This is a genomic window from Streptomyces fagopyri, assembly GCF_009498275.1.
Classification (GTDB): domain Bacteria; phylum Actinomycetota; class Actinomycetes; order Streptomycetales; family Streptomycetaceae; genus Streptomyces; species Streptomyces fagopyri.
Genome location: NZ_CP045643.1, coordinates 20,305 through 34,123, shown reverse-complemented (window position 1 = coordinate 34,123; position 13,819 = coordinate 20,305). Strand labels below are relative to the sequence as shown.

At 65.4% G+C, this 13,819-nt stretch carries 11 protein-coding genes and 2 pseudogenes; 7 read left to right on the top strand and 6 right to left on the bottom strand.

Going from position 1 to position 13,819, the window contains the following annotated elements:
• Positions 1–248 precede the first annotated feature (248 nt).
• Positions 249–662: pseudogene (locus GFH48_RS00140) on the top strand (transposase); the annotation flags it as partial.
• A 233-nt stretch (positions 663–895) separates the two neighbouring features.
• On the opposite strand, the gene GFH48_RS00135 reads toward GFH48_RS00140, so the two are convergent.
• From GFH48_RS00135 to GFH48_RS00125, 3 genes are all read right to left on the bottom strand, one after another.
• Positions 896–2,458 (bottom strand): MFS transporter, encoded by a 1,563-nt coding sequence (locus GFH48_RS00135; protein WP_194280436.1) that lies wholly within the window; start codon positions 2,456–2,458, stop codon positions 896–898.
• Positions 2,459–2,895: 437 nt separating this feature from the next.
• Positions 2,896–3,291, bottom strand: coding sequence for a cupin domain-containing protein (locus GFH48_RS00130; protein ID WP_228120189.1), 396 nt, complete (start codon positions 3,289–3,291; stop codon positions 2,896–2,898).
• A gap of 890 nt (positions 3,292–4,181) precedes the next feature.
• The gene (locus GFH48_RS00125) at positions 4,182–4,757 is read right to left on the bottom strand and encodes an NADPH-dependent FMN reductase (RefSeq protein ID WP_153286262.1); all 576 of its coding nucleotides are present in this window, start codon (positions 4,755–4,757) and stop codon (positions 4,182–4,184) included.
• A 962-nt stretch (positions 4,758–5,719) separates the two neighbouring features.
• Here GFH48_RS00125 and GFH48_RS00120 point away from each other — a divergent pair.
• Entirely contained in the window at positions 5,720–6,403 is a 684-nt protein-coding gene (locus tag GFH48_RS00120) for a TetR/AcrR family transcriptional regulator (protein WP_228120187.1), read from the top strand.
• A 359-nt stretch (positions 6,404–6,762) separates the two neighbouring features.
• Entirely contained in the window at positions 6,763–7,236 is a 474-nt protein-coding gene (locus GFH48_RS00115; RefSeq protein WP_153286261.1) for a hypothetical protein, read from the top strand.
• Between the two features lie 704 nt (positions 7,237–7,940).
• Here the strand turns inward: GFH48_RS00115 and GFH48_RS39645 are convergent.
• Positions 7,941–8,069, bottom strand: a complete 129-nt coding sequence (locus GFH48_RS39645) for a hypothetical protein (protein ID WP_265590159.1) — start codon at positions 8,067–8,069, stop codon at positions 7,941–7,943.
• 56 nt (positions 8,070–8,125) lie between these two features.
• Between GFH48_RS39645 and GFH48_RS00110 the strand changes: the two genes are divergently transcribed.
• Complete coding sequence (locus tag GFH48_RS00110) at positions 8,126–8,347, top strand: cold-shock protein (protein WP_194280435.1); 222 nt, start codon at positions 8,126–8,128, stop codon at positions 8,345–8,347.
• Between the two features lie 289 nt (positions 8,348–8,636).
• On the opposite strand, the pseudogene GFH48_RS00105 reads toward GFH48_RS00110, so the two are convergent.
• Positions 8,637–9,056, bottom strand: a pseudogene (locus GFH48_RS00105) (transposase); the annotation flags it as partial.
• Here GFH48_RS00105 and GFH48_RS00100 point away from each other — a divergent pair.
• Positions 9,053–9,469 (top strand): MarR family transcriptional regulator, encoded by a 417-nt coding sequence (locus GFH48_RS00100; RefSeq protein WP_153286259.1) that lies wholly within the window; start codon positions 9,053–9,055, stop codon positions 9,467–9,469. The pseudogene GFH48_RS00105 and the gene GFH48_RS00100 overlap by 4 nt on opposite strands.
• Positions 9,470–9,699: 230 nt before the next feature.
• Positions 9,700–10,341, top strand: a complete 642-nt coding sequence (locus GFH48_RS00095) for a hypothetical protein (RefSeq protein ID WP_153286258.1) — start codon at positions 9,700–9,702, stop codon at positions 10,339–10,341.
• A 1,078-nt stretch (positions 10,342–11,419) separates the two neighbouring features.
• Here the strand turns inward: GFH48_RS00095 and GFH48_RS00090 are convergent.
• Positions 11,420–11,761 (bottom strand): hypothetical protein, encoded by a 342-nt coding sequence (locus GFH48_RS00090; RefSeq protein ID WP_153286257.1) that lies wholly within the window; start codon positions 11,759–11,761, stop codon positions 11,420–11,422.
• A gap of 767 nt (positions 11,762–12,528) precedes the next feature.
• On the opposite strand from GFH48_RS00090, the gene GFH48_RS00085 reads away from it, so the two are divergent.
• Positions 12,529–13,818, top strand: coding sequence for an FAD-dependent monooxygenase (locus tag GFH48_RS00085; RefSeq protein WP_228120186.1), 1,290 nt, complete (start codon positions 12,529–12,531; stop codon positions 13,816–13,818).
• Position 13,819: the final 1 nt, after the last annotated feature.

Sequence of the window (13,819 nt, the reverse complement as noted above, 5' to 3'; positions counted from 1 at the left end):
CCTGGTGCAGCACAGTCGCGGTGTGCTCGCCTTCCTCCCATCGCTGCCTCAGATACTCCAGATACGGGTCGAGGCTCGTGGACCGGCGGGGCGGAGTGCGCCGTACGCACTCCTGCCAACAGGCGGCGCGTGCGTACTTGGCCACAATGCGGCGACATAATTCGTACGCGGGGTGTCACCGGCGCACGGTGGCACAGCCCCGCTTCACGAAAATCTTGCCAGGGCCACTCAGACAAGTACGCGGACAGGTGGCCACCTTGCTTCGGACCATCTTCGAACAGCCCGACACCGACGCCGTTCAAGCCCAGATGAGGCATGTCCTGGAAGCGCTGTAAGCCAAGTTCCCCAAGGCCGTAGCCCATTTGGACACCGCCCAGCACGATCTGCTGGCCTTCACCGCGTTCCCGCGTGAGATCTGGCGGCAGATCGGGTCGAACAATCCGCAGGTACGGCTGAACAAAGAAATCCGCCGACGCACCGACATGGTCGGCATCTTCCGCACCGCCCTGATCCGCCTCGTCGGAGCGGTCCTGGCCGAGCAGAACGACGAATGGACCGAGGCCCGCCGCTACATGGGCCGCGAACTCCTCGCCAAGACCCTCCTCCACCCGATCGAGTCAGGAACCGACGACACCGCCCTGCCCACCGAGCTCACCGCATAGCCTCAAAACGAGATCACCGAGTGGCCGTCGCTACACCACTCCCGCGGACGTGACCCTTGCCACTGGTGGTGAGCCGCTACGAGGTGCTTACCTCATCATCGACTGGTCATTTCGCCGACTGGTTTGGCTTGCCCGTCCTTGTGGGGTGTCGGCAGAGTGTCCTCGTTGATGCTCGCGGCCGGGGTCCTCAGGAAGCCGTCGGTGGTACGTGACCGCAATTACCTGGTCGACCTTCACTGCCGGGAGCTGGTGCTCCGGTCCGAGGAAGGGGGGTTCTGGGAGGGAATGCGTCCTGAGACCCGTCGCGACGCTGCGGCCGGGTCTGGCCGCAGGGCGACCACCGCGAGTAGAGCGGCGGCGAGGAGGGTCCCCCCGCTCAACGCCATGGCCAGGTGGATGCCGTCGGTGAAGGCTCGGCCCGCCGCAGTGACAACGGCGCGAGTCTGCGGTTCGGGAGGCAGTTCCCCCAGGGCCCGCAGGCCGCCTCGGTTCAGCAGGGACTGCGCTCGGTCCGCGGTTTCTGGGTTCACCTGACGTGCAGCGAGTTCGTGAGGCAGCTGGGTGTGGACCCGGCTGGTGACCACGGCGCTCAGCACGGCCGGACCGAGCGCGCCGCCGGTCTGTCGCAGGGTGTTGGTCGCGGCGCCGGCCACGCCCACGAGGGGTGTGGGGACCGCACTGACTGCGATCGCGGTCATCGAGGCAAGGACGAGACCGACACCCGCGCCGATCGCGACGAGCCGCCACCAGACGTCGCCGAGGATGCTGTGTGGGGACAGCCCGATCAGGCTGAGCATGCCGGCACCCCCCAGCACGAGCCCGACTATCAGCGGCACGCGCGGGTGCAGACGCTGGGCCGTGCGGGCGGCCACCGGGCCGGTGATCACGATGGGCCCGGTGACCAGCAGGAACCGCAGGGCGACGGCACCCACCGGTTCCTGCTGGAGGCCGCCGAAGAAGAGGCTCAGCAGAAAGAGTGTTCCCACCAGGCCGAACATCACCAACACGGCCACGATGCAGGCAGCCACGAAGTGCCGGCTACGGAACAGTCGCAGGTCGAGCATGGGCGAGGCCGTGCGACTCTCTCGCCACACGAATCCGGCCAGAGTGGCGGCGCTGAGCACGAAACCGCCCACCACTCGTGGCGAGTTCCATCCGCTGCCCGGTCCCTCAATCACAGCGAACACGAGGAGAGCGATCCCTAGGGCGGCCGTGACCTGCCCCGGCGCGTCGAGGGCACGGCTTGTGCGCCGCGGCGTCTCCTCGACGCCGATACCGGCGATCAGCAGGCCGATGAGGGCGAAGGGCGCGACCCCGGCGTAGATCCATGTCCATCGTGCACCCATCGCGTCGATGACTGCGGTGCTCAGCCATGGTCCGACGACGAGGCCGGACGCCAGCGACGAGGCCCACGCGGCGATCGCCTTCGCACGTCGATGAGGGTCCGGAACAGCATGGGACACCACGGCGAGGGATGACGCGAGGAGAGAGGCCGCGGCCAGCCCGAGGACGGCCTGGGCCGTCCACAGCAGGACCACCGACGAACCGGCGCACAGGCCCAGCAGGGAGCCGCCGCAGATGAGCGAGAGGCCTCCGATTAGAACCCTTTTGTGTCCGTGCCGTTCGCCCAGCGTTCCAGACAGCAGGATGAAGGCGGCCATGGTCAGGACCAACGCGTCGAGCACCCAGGTCAGTTCGCTGGTCGACACGCCGAGATCCGCCTGGATGGACGGCAGCGCCACCGCCACCGCGGTCAGCGGCACGTAGGCGCAGAAGATGGCGACACAGGCGGCCACCACACTCAGCGTCTGCCGACGGCGCAGTGCCCCGTCTTCTGGCTTCCTGGATCGTGCGGTTTTGGACCGTGGGGTAATGGACGTCGGCGATTCGGAACGCGGCGACGAGTTCGACGCGGTGGTCATAAAGCGCACCTCTGGGCACTCGGCGAGACATTTAAAAGGTGGAAGTGAATACTCCGCCACACCTACCAACAGGGCTGCACTGAGGTGTGTAGCGTGGATTCTCATGTGTCCGAGTGTAAAGCAAGCGTGGTCCGCTCATTCAGAGCGGCGACCGACGTAAATCCGTCTTTCATGTAAGCCTCGAAGAGGGATTACGCAGGTCGTGAGGTCGCTCTTTTCAGGCTTGATCGGAACCCGGCACTGGAATCCAAGAGCAGCAGGCTAGGGCCACTACGCATGCCTAGGTCCCGGCTCTGAATGCGGTCCTGGCATCAATGTGATGGTGGAGTGAGGCCGTAACGCTGGATGACGTCATCCAACCATTCTGGGTGCCCGTAGGTGAGGCCGTACTTCGCAGCGAGTTCGGTGAACGCAGGCCGATCGGTCACGCTTGCGGCCATCAACTCACCAAGGTCGCGGAAGTAATATTCGAAGCCACCGGGGATGATGATCTCAATGATCCGTCCGGCAACATTGCCGGCATTCCACATGGCATGCATCTGGCCGCGCGGCTTTACGATATAGCCACCCGGGCCGAGAACCGTTTCAGACTCATCGGAGCGAAATCCGATTTCGCCGTCTATGACGATGGAATACTCGTCCTCACGGCTGTGCATGTGGGGCGCGCTGATGGTACCCACTTCAAACGGGTGCTCAACAATGGACACGGCCTGGTACGTTCGATTGCTCGGAATTTTGAAAGTAGCTCCGAAACCAGGAATGCGCACATGCTCACCCTCCCCTGTAGCCACGACGGTGAGAGGGGGAATGGGGCTTAGGTTCATCTTTTCGACTCCCTATGTCTTGTGTAGCTGAAAAATCTTAGTGATGGGCGCAAACATCCGACTTCGAGGTTACTATTTGCCTACTGGCCCCAGGCAGCTCAAGGAGTATTTTCGATCCACTCCATCGGAGTCGCAAGGCAAAGAGAAACCGTCAACACGAACCGGCCATCCTCTTGCGACACTCCAGAGCAGTCATGATGACCAGAGGAGGGCAGGAGGACAAGGCTGACGAGACCACGGTGAAAATAATCGGTGGCCTTGAAGTTCTGCTCAAGAAACGCAAGAAATGGTGCGGAGTCGAGAATCGTGATCCGGTCCGTTTAGTCCGGGGTTCGGTTCGACTCGGCCGCATTCGATTTGATGCAAGCAGCCCCGACGGTATGACAAACTGGAAGCAGTAGCCACGCGTACAGCGCATGGCTACTTTCTGGAATTGCCTGACGCGGCTGTCTTTTCTCGGTTGCCAGCATGCGATGCCGCTGAGTTGCGCACCGCTCTCTGGGTCAGTTTCCCAGCAGAGTATTTTCGACCTGACGCCTTGGTTACTCTAGTACCTACGCTTGAACAGGTCTGCGAGCAGTACTCGACACCAGGTTGCCGACTGCAATGGAATTCCGCCCAGCGTGGTTCACGGTACCTGCGCGGTCAACGAATAGTCCGCGGGAACCGAATCGTGAGGTCAGCTACGGATTCTTCATCTAGGTATGCGCGAGCAACATTATTGCCTTATGCCAGGGTTTCTATCCCGAGATGACGCTCGGACGGCGATCGAGTCAGGCAACGCAAGCCGGGCGTGCGCGCTCAGCCAGAGTGACGAGCTCGGCGAGCAATGCGCGCAGCAGGCTCTTGGTCACGTCGTCACCGATGAAGCCACCGTTGCTGTCAAAGCGCCGGTGGGATTGGAAGACGGTGACTTCCGGGTGGGCCACGACCGGGACCTGCATGCGGTGCAGGATCTGACGGAGGATCAGTTGACCGCGGGCAGTGCCGAACTGGGAAGGGGACGCACCGAGAATGGCAGCAGGCTTGACACCCAGGACGGGCGGGTCAGCAGGCCGTGACAACCAGTCGAGGGCATTCACCAGAACGCCTGGGATGGCTGAGTTGTATTCGGGGGTCGCGATAATGACACCGTCGGCCTCTCGCACGCGTCGACGGAGGTCCGCGACGGGGGCGGGTTCGGGACCGTTCTCGAGATCCTGATCAAAGAACGGGAGCGCACCAAGCTCCTCGTACAGGTCGATGGTGACGCCGTCCGGAGCCAGGTTCTGCACAGCACGCAACAGGCCAGTGTTGTGGGAGGTGCGGCGCAGGCTGCCCGAAATGGCAAGGAAAGTCGGGTTAGACATCGAGCTGGATCCTCAGGTTGCTCAGGGATAAGTGAGTGCATCGGGTAGCCGACGACTTGGGCCGGGAGTCGGCCGTGAGCTGACGCCGACGACGGTGTGGCTTCAGCGTCTGCCTCGCGTACCTAGCAGCAGTCACTCATCCAAGGTTCGTGGTGTTCGTGCGGTTCCCCTGGGGGGTATGCACCAGCGTCGAGTCGCCTCGCTCTGATCGGGTACTGGTGCCGAAGACGGGCGCGCTCAGCGCTGAGGCGCTGCCTGACGAGTCAATCGTGCAACAGAGTTTCGTTACAGTCAATAGCTGTAATTAAATTGCCCTGCGAGCCTGCCCCAGCGCGCTCGATCCTGCCAGCGACAGGTATCCGCGTGGCGCGCGCCAACGGTCACCGCCTGAACGCCCCCATGCCGGCTCCAGGTTGGTCCGCGGGACAGGTTTCGGGTAAACCTCGCTTCGCCCTCGAAGGTGATGTAGCCCCTGCAAGCCACCCGAGCCCTTTGGACTCCGCCCGATCGCCTCCTTCACGCAATCAACGACCCGCTCGTCACACTCGGCGAACCGCCGTGCGGAGACCTACAGGCCGGAGCCGAACCGGTGCTCAGCCCCGCGGTATCGGAGAACTGGAGGAGACGCACAACTTCCTGCCGATCAGCGTGGCCGCCCTCGATCCTCACGACCGCCGTCCCGCCACAACTGACGCCAACGATGAGCGGACTTCACGCCCACCCGCCGCCGGGCAACCTCCGACGACTTGAACTCCCGCTCGAACACTTCGGCGCTCCCCATCCCCTGCCATCTGCCGGCACCGGCACCCCCGGAGGGGGGGAAGCCCGCTCCCGTCCGCATGTCTTACACCACGCGTGCAGCCCTGCCCACCAACTCATCAGAGGCTTCGCGAAGACTCACTCCGCCAAGCTGAAGTAAGTAATGTAAGGCTTGTGGGTACGCCAACAAGGAGAGACGCGTCGTGAGCAGCAAGGGCCGATCGGTAGCCGGGTCGCATGGCCAGGACACACCAGAAGCAGTGCCCAACGCGTTGGCGCGGCGCCCTCAGCGCACTGGAGGCAGGCCGCGAGATCCTGCGATCGAAGAAGCGATTCTCCAAGCCACCCGCAAACGCCTGGCCACCGATGGCTACTCACGGATGACGCTTGGTGACGTGGTGGCGGACGCCGGCGTGACACGTCCCACTCTGTATCGACGCTGGCCGAACAAGTACGAGCTCGTCGTCGATGCGCTGGCTTATGGGCTGCAGAAGCAGCGCGACGCCTACCCGCCCCTAGACGTGGACGGTATGGCGCCGGTGGAGGCTTTCACCAAAGCCGTCGAACGGCTTGACCCTCGGTACCACAATGAACGCGCCATGGCTTTGCATGGCAACTTCATGGGTGATGCCGAGCGCGAGCCGGCGCTCTTTGAACAGTTCCGCGAGCAGGGCATTTATCCGCGCTGCGCAGAACTGTTGCAGACGTTGCAGCATCTACAGGAGGCAGGCGCAGTGAGGGCGGACGCTGACCTTGACGCCACCGTAGTTCTCTGCTTCGGTAGCTACTTCGGCGACTATCTGCTGACCGGTCGGAGCGCCCCACCAAACCACTCCGACCGAGTGGTCGCTGCCCTCTGGCCTTCGATCCGGGCAGAAGGTTACTAGTCAAGTAGACAAGCTTGAAAGGTCGTTCTGTTTCCGAGTGCCGTGTGTGGGCGCCGCTAGTCAGACCTGACATATGCTGCGGCGCATTGATCAGCTTCCGAGTAACTTAGACAGGGAAGCTTTCTGCATGTGCGTAGAGACACGGGACGGCATTACCCGCCCGCGGTGCTATGCCTGAAAGTCAGGCTTCGATCGCGTTCTGACAGCCTTCATGCATCATGACCCGGCAGACATGGCGCGCCGGTCGAACGAGGTCACCTACAGGCGGCGCAGGCAACTGCACTGATCTGCACGGCTTTCCCCACACAGTAGGGGCGCACCCGCGATCAGCAGATCTCCAGGGAAAGTTGGCTGCGGCCATGACGAGGCTGGCGGGACTGAGATGCGGCATCGAAGCGCACACATTCGGGATCACCATTGATGCGCATCGTTTACGTCATATCGCGAAGATCAGCAAAGCGAGTTACTGGACTTCGCCTCTTCAAGCGAACTGCAGTGATGAGCGTCCGGTCTGTAACAGGGCTACCACGGTCGTTGTGGCTGTCCAGTTGACGCTTGAAGAGACGGCGATACGAGAAGTGTTTGAGGACCCCCACGCGATTACCGAAGAAGGTCGAGTTGACGAGGGACTGGCAAGTCAACTGGCCTTCAGTAGCGTACTTTTCTTACGCTATCCGCGCGGCAGGGAGGAATCGGTGAGAATTCAGCCGAGTTATCAATCCGATACAGGAACTGGCCAGAGCGGCACGTGCGGCGGCGCGAAACCCTCCACCGAAGGTCTCTCGCCACGGTTTTTCAGACTGAGCACAAAAGGCTGGGCTGAGGCCAACTGAAGTGTAAAGTTGATGTGCCCGCAGGAGCATCGCATTACCAGAGTTCTGAGCGTTTGCCAGGCCAGTACGGGGAATGCACACAAGCCTCCGAGTCAACTAGTGCACCGAGTTTCCAAAAATTTCGCATACGTGAGCCTGGCGAGCTCTGGACGGCCGCCGTTGAAACTTGGCGGTTACTAAAGGGTGGCCCCTCAGGCATGGCACGAACATGCCAGGGTCAGCTGATAAGCCTCCATCATTTGATTCTTGGGCAGCCATGAGACATGCCTACTGCATTGTGCGCGGACGCGGAGGCTCGCTTCGAGCAACATGTACAGTCACATACCCTCCCGACGGATCTACGATTAGCTGATAGCTGCAGGCAGCGCCGTCCGTACTGGCCGCTCTGTGTCAGGATCGCTTGACGATTCCTGTTTCACTGATCAGCCCGGAACCGTCCGGCGACGATCCGTCCCTGTGTCGCTGCGGCTGCGTGGGACCGGGAGTCGCAGGGCACCCGTTCGCGCTCTTCCGGCCCGGGGTCGTGGACGGGAGGCTGGTGGGGTGTCGAGGAAGTCCAGGCGGCGGTGTGCGCAGTGCCGGGAGCTACTGCCCGCGGAGGCGAGCGCAGGCCGGCGGTACTGCGATTCCACGTGCCGCAGTCGTCATTGGCGGCGGGTGCGGCGGTACGAAGAGATATGCCGGCGTGCCGTCGAGGAGAGCCGTCACGTCATCAGGGGCGAGTTCCTGTGGGGCCAGGGCCGCTGCCGGGTGTGCCGGGTGTCGGTCTCGCTGCGCAAGCGGACGTATGCGGTGTACTGCTCGCCGACGTGCCGCACCAGAGCGTGGCGCATGCGCCGGGACGCCACCGATGATGCGTGACGCATCCGAACTGCCGTCGCTGTAGCTGGTGGTTGCGCATGTTGCGGCGCCGTCCGGCCGGGGTGGAGAAAAGACGAAAGGCGCCGCGACGGGACGGGGGCCGGATGCCTTCGTGCATCACGCGGCGATTCAGGCCACTGGCTTCAAGGCGTTGAAGGAAGGCCAGAAGGTGACGATGGAGGTCACCCAGGGCAAGAAGGGGCCCCAGGCTGAGAACGTCGTCCCCAGCTGGGCCCGTCTCCTTGAGTGAAGATTGCCTGCAACAACGCCGACGGTTCCTGAGCCGAGCACAGCCCGCCTGCGGCCCCGGCGGGGAAGGGAAACCGCGGGCGCCGCACAGGCGCCCGCAGCGTCCCTCACTCACTCGCCACCGGCTGCGCCCTGCTGCTTCCACCACGATCGGCGGCCAGCGGTGTCCCCGGACGTAGTGATGCGCGGGGAACATCCGTCCCCCTGTCGTCGTTGTGCCAGACGTGGTTGTGGAGGGCACAGTGTGCCCGGGCCTCACCTCTAGTGTGATGCGCCAGAAATTCTGATGCTTAGTTCTGCTCGGTTTTCTGGCCGGTGGTTCCGACCTTGGTGAGGTAGTCGGCGAGGGAGTTGAGGATCTCGTCGGCTGTCTTGGTCCAGGTGAAGGCCCGTGGGTTCTCGTTCCAGGTGTCGATCCAGGCTGAGATGTCGTCCTCCAGAGCCTTCACGGAGGTATGGACGCCGCGGCGGATGAGCTTGTCGGTGAGTAGGCCGAACCAGCGCTCGACCTGGTTCATCCAGGAAGATCCGGTGGGAGTGAAGTGGACGTGGAATCGGGGGTGTTTGGCGAGCCATGCCCTGATGTCGGCAGTGTTGTGGGTGGCGTAGTTGTCACAGACGAGGTGCACGTCCAGGCCGTTGGGCACGGCCTTGTCGATCCGGGTGAGGAACTTCTTGAACTCGATCGCCCGGTGGCGGCGGTGCAGTGCCGGGCGGCCCCGGCCGCTATGGCGGCAGCGCCCGACTGGTACTGGTCGTGGCCAGCGACATCGCCGCCCACCCCGACACCGCCGTCGGTGAGATCGCCGGCCGCACCGGCCTGCCGCAGAGTCAGGTGTCCTCGGCTGTCGCCCGGCTCAAGGAGGCCGGATCCGTGGAAACGGCCGCGGATCCCTCAGACCGGCGTCGGCTGTTGGTGCGTCAGGCCGTCGAGGTGTCTGAGCGCGTGGCACAGATCCGCGCCACCGGCATCGACGAAGCGCTTGTCGCCGCCCTCGGGTCCGACGACCCGCACCGGATGGGGGAGGTCACGGAAGCCCTTGACGTACTCGCCCGCCACCTGCTGCCGTCCTCGGCGGCGCCGGAACCCGGCCGCCCGGATACCGACCCGTCGGTGAGGTAGCCCGGCGACGCAATTCGCCGGAGCAGCACGGTCACTGGGGGCCCGCTGTCCGTGCTGCCCGATGGGATTCTCCGACCCGTCGAGAGCCCGGTCGCGGTGCGTGGGACGCGGGCGAGGCGCGGACCGGGGCTCAGACCGGTGTGTGGGCGGTGCGGGTGTGCGGGGCGCGGCCCCCGGCGATACGGTGAGCGCATTGCCTGGATACCGGGGGGATCATGAACAGGCTTCTGATGTCGACGCTGGGCGTCGCGCTGATCCTGGCCACAGCCTGTACCGGTGGTGGCCGGCCGTCCATGGCGGGGGAACGCAGCCCGACCGTCACGGCCCGCACGGCTTCACCGCAGTCCACAACCGCCCTCCAGGAGAGCGTGATTGAGCGGGCGAGGTCCACCTTGCTTGCCGCGATGTCCACCAAAGACCTTCCTGGCCCCGCGGGGACGGCCACCGCCGGTGTCGGTCCGGGCAGTGCGTTGTTTGTCTGGGCCACCGCCGACGGCCGCTTCTGCTCGGGCTCAGGCGCGTCGAACGGCGGATCCGCCACGTCGAGCTGCACCGCGTCTCCCGGCGACACCGCCTTTTCCCCCGACCCCAAGATCGTCCCCCTCGTCACCATGGTGGCGATCGGCACAAGCCAGAACCTCGTGATCGGCGCGGATCGGGAGACCGTCCAGGCCGTGACGTGCAACGGCACGCCCTTGGCCTTCCGGCGGCTCGCAGCCGTTCTGGACGGCCGACGCGCGCTCTACGCTTTCGACCTCCCTGGCCGGACCGGGGGATCCGTCACCGTGACCGTCAGCCGCGCCCACACCACTGCCACGGAACACGTGGACCTGCTCTGGGACCGGCACAGGAGCAGCCCGTCCTGCCGCTGACCGGGAGCGCCCCCAGCCATTGGCCGCCGCTGCTCGGCCACCGCTGCTTGGCCCCCGCGCCGCCTCCGGGCCGCGAAGATGCCAGCCCGGGGCCGGGCTTTGCGACCTCCGCAGTCACACTGCCGTGGACGGCTGCACACCGCACGCCACTCCGGGCTCCCGAGACCGAAACCCTCTCGACCCCGGACCTGGCGCCGACTGCGGTACCGCAATCGGAGGTAGCGAAGACACCCGTCGGCCTGTCCGTGCCTGACGTGGATCCCGTCGTTCCGGTCGAGGCGTCCGCCGGGCCGGCCGCGTCGGCACCTCCCGCTCGCCCGATGACGTCGCAGCGCCCGGCCGCGAAGGGCGATCGGTAGGTGACTCGACTTGTGAACCGTGGCCTCTCCCTTGAGGAGCTTGAGCGCGACCAGCGCGACCGTTGGTCGGTCCCGTGGGGCGATGGCACCTGGCTGATGGGGACCGTGCGAGGGCTTCGGCGTAGGCCGATCGGCGGTCTGACGGTTGAGGATCTGCGGCTGGGAGATCCCAGCGGCCAACGATGTGATGCGGCGCGTGGTTCCGAAGGCTGGAGGCTGACCTGCGTGGGAGCGTGAGTTGTCCAATGAGGGCCAGGTTGTGGCGCCATGCGATGCCGAGCAGCGCCAGGTGTTCTTCAGCCGGGAGAGAGCGAGTCTTGGTGCCGGCCGAGGCGGTCCCATCTCATCGTTTTGCGGTTCGGGGTGAGTAGATCGGTGCTTTGGTATCCACCGTGCCGCCGACTGGACAGCCGACGTCATCGACCACTTGGACGGATCGCACCCTGACCTTTCCCCGGCCTCCGCCGACGCCGACCGCACTTGGGCGCTGCTGAACGAGGCGCAGGCCGTGAGGTTCGCGGATGTGGTCGCGGGGGGCGGGGGGAGAGAGTTGGGTAACCACGCGATTGAGTGTGCGGCGCCGGTCCTACGGGCCGTCGAGGTACGCCCTGCCTACTAGCAGGTTCCGGGTCGCAGTCCCGGGGGAGTCCACCGGGTCCTGAGCTTCTTGTCCGGGCGCCTTGGCCCCCCGGGGTGCGTCGGGACCGCATTCCTGTGCGTCACTCCTCGAAGTACAGCGCCAGTGCGCGCAGGATGTCAGCAGTCGACACATCCGCGGCGCCGTCGTCGTGCGCCTCAGCGAGGGTGACGAACGCCAGGGCGAATGCGGCTGCCATCTGCTCGATGGCCGGTGACCACTCGCGCTTGACGGCCATGGTCACGTCGCGGACGGTCGCGTCGGGAGCGAACGCCAGCTTCGGCATCAGATCCGTCAGGAGCGACGAGATCATCCCAGATGCTGGTTCGTCGTCCTGCTCCTGGCCTTCGCGGACCAGGCGCCGCCTCTCGAGGGCTTCCGTCAGTACGGCAACGACTCCCTGCAATACCTCGCGCTGCTCCATGCGCGACAGCCTACGACTCCGGTGCGCAGCCACGATTCAGCTACGCGCGGGCTGTTCCTGTGGAGAGGTGACTACTTCAGCCACGGCTGGCGGGGGTGGCCACCAGGCAGTGAGAAACGCGCAGGACTGCGGGCTGCCGACGGTGGGAGAGCCGGGCGGGCATGGGTTGGGGTCGGGGCCTCGCCTTCACCGAACAAGCTGAGGGACTGGAGCACTCGCGCAGGGAAGGCAGCGATACGCAGGTGTCACCGGAGGTCGGGTGAGACCTCACGTCGGGAGAGTGCCAGTCTGCGTCGTTGTCGGTCCATTTCCGTGACGACGGGCCATCCCCGCATGCGCGGGAACGGTCCTGGACGTAGAGCGGGGTGAGGGTCTTCGCGATCTGCACCCCGCCCGCGCGGGGATGGTCCCTGACCTGTCTCGCTGAAGGCGGGCCAATCTCGGTCCATCAGAGCCATCCGGCCGTGCGTCTCAGTCAACCTTGGCCATCTGCTGTTCTGTCTCGCTCTTTCTGAGCCGCTGCCGCACCGGGTGTCCGTTCTCACTGGCCCTTTCAGAGTCTCACTGTGTTATGCGCAGATCCGGCGAGCCCTGGTTTGCACCAGTCTGGGTAGATGTGAGTCTCATCGGAGTTGGCGTTTCTCATCGATGTCTGCCGTGACCGATGAGTTCCGTGCGGATCCGTGGTCGATACGGCTGGATACACCGACAGCGGTGGGCCTGTGCTGGGGACGTTCCAGCGCGGGAGGATGCAGATGGAGGTTGTGATGAGCGTCGACGACTCCGACCAGGGGCACGCGATCCGGACGGGCGGGCAGGGGACGCGGGTGAGCGGTCCCAGGGTGTTGGTGGCGGGGGCGAGCATCGCGGGACCCGCGCTGGCCCACTGGCTGCGCCGGTGGGGGGCCGAGGTGACCGTGGTGGAGCGGGCTCCCGAGCTGCGGCCCGGCGGGCAGGCGGTGGACGCGCGCGGGGTCGCCAGGGAGGTCATCGGGCGCATGGGGTTGGACCCGGCGGTGCGCGCGGCGTGCACCGACACCGCCGGCGCCCACACCATGGACGCGGACGGGCATGTGCTGGAGACCTTCCGTGCCGACGACGACGGTGGCGACGGGTTCATCGCGGACATCGAGATCCTGCGCGGGGACCTGTCCCAGGTGCTCTACGACGACACACGCGACGGCGTCGAGTACGTCTTCGGCGACCGAATCGCCGAGCTCGCGCAGGACGCGGACGGGGTCGACGTGGTCTTCGCGGGCGGCAACCGGCGGCGCTTCGACTTGGTGGTCGGGGCAGACGGGCTGCACTCGGAGCTGCGAGCGATGGTCTTCGGGCCGCATGAGCGGTTCCTCCGCCACCTCGGGCACGCGCTGGCCTTCTACAGTGTGCCCAACGAGTTCGGGCTGGACCGCTGGCTGCTGGAGTACCAGGATCAGGAGTCCGGGCGCTCCGCTCTCCTGCGGCCCATCCAGGACGCTACCCGGGCGATGGCCATGTTCTACTTCGCCTCGGCTGACTTCGACGTCGACCACCGTGACGTCGCGGCCCAGAAGGTCCTGCTGCGGGAGCGGATGGCGGGCCTGGGCTGGTTGACCCCGGACATCCTCGCGCACCTGGACGACACTCCGGACTTCTACCTCGACCAGATCGCCCAGGTGGTGATGGACCGCTGGTCGAGTGGACGGGTGGGGTTGCTCGGGGACGCGGCGTTCAGCTCGTCGCCGATGTCCGGGCAGGGCACCGGGCTGGCACTGGTCGGTGCCTACCTGCTGGCCGGAGAGCTGGCGGCTGCCGGATGGGACCCCGAGGCCGGGTTCGCCCGCTACGAGGCGCGGATGCGCTCGTTCGTCGAGGCCAACCAGGAGATCGGCCGGTTGAACGCCCGCAGTCGCGACCTCCCCGGGCCAGACGCCGAGCCGCGCCCCGATTTCGCCGGTGAATGGTTCACGGAGCTGGTCGGGCGCGCGATCAACGGCGTCGAGCTGCCCGACTACGCGGGGGTGCCGGACTCCGCAGCCCCTGCCGGATCGCCGATCACCTCGTCGGTCAAGCCGTAAG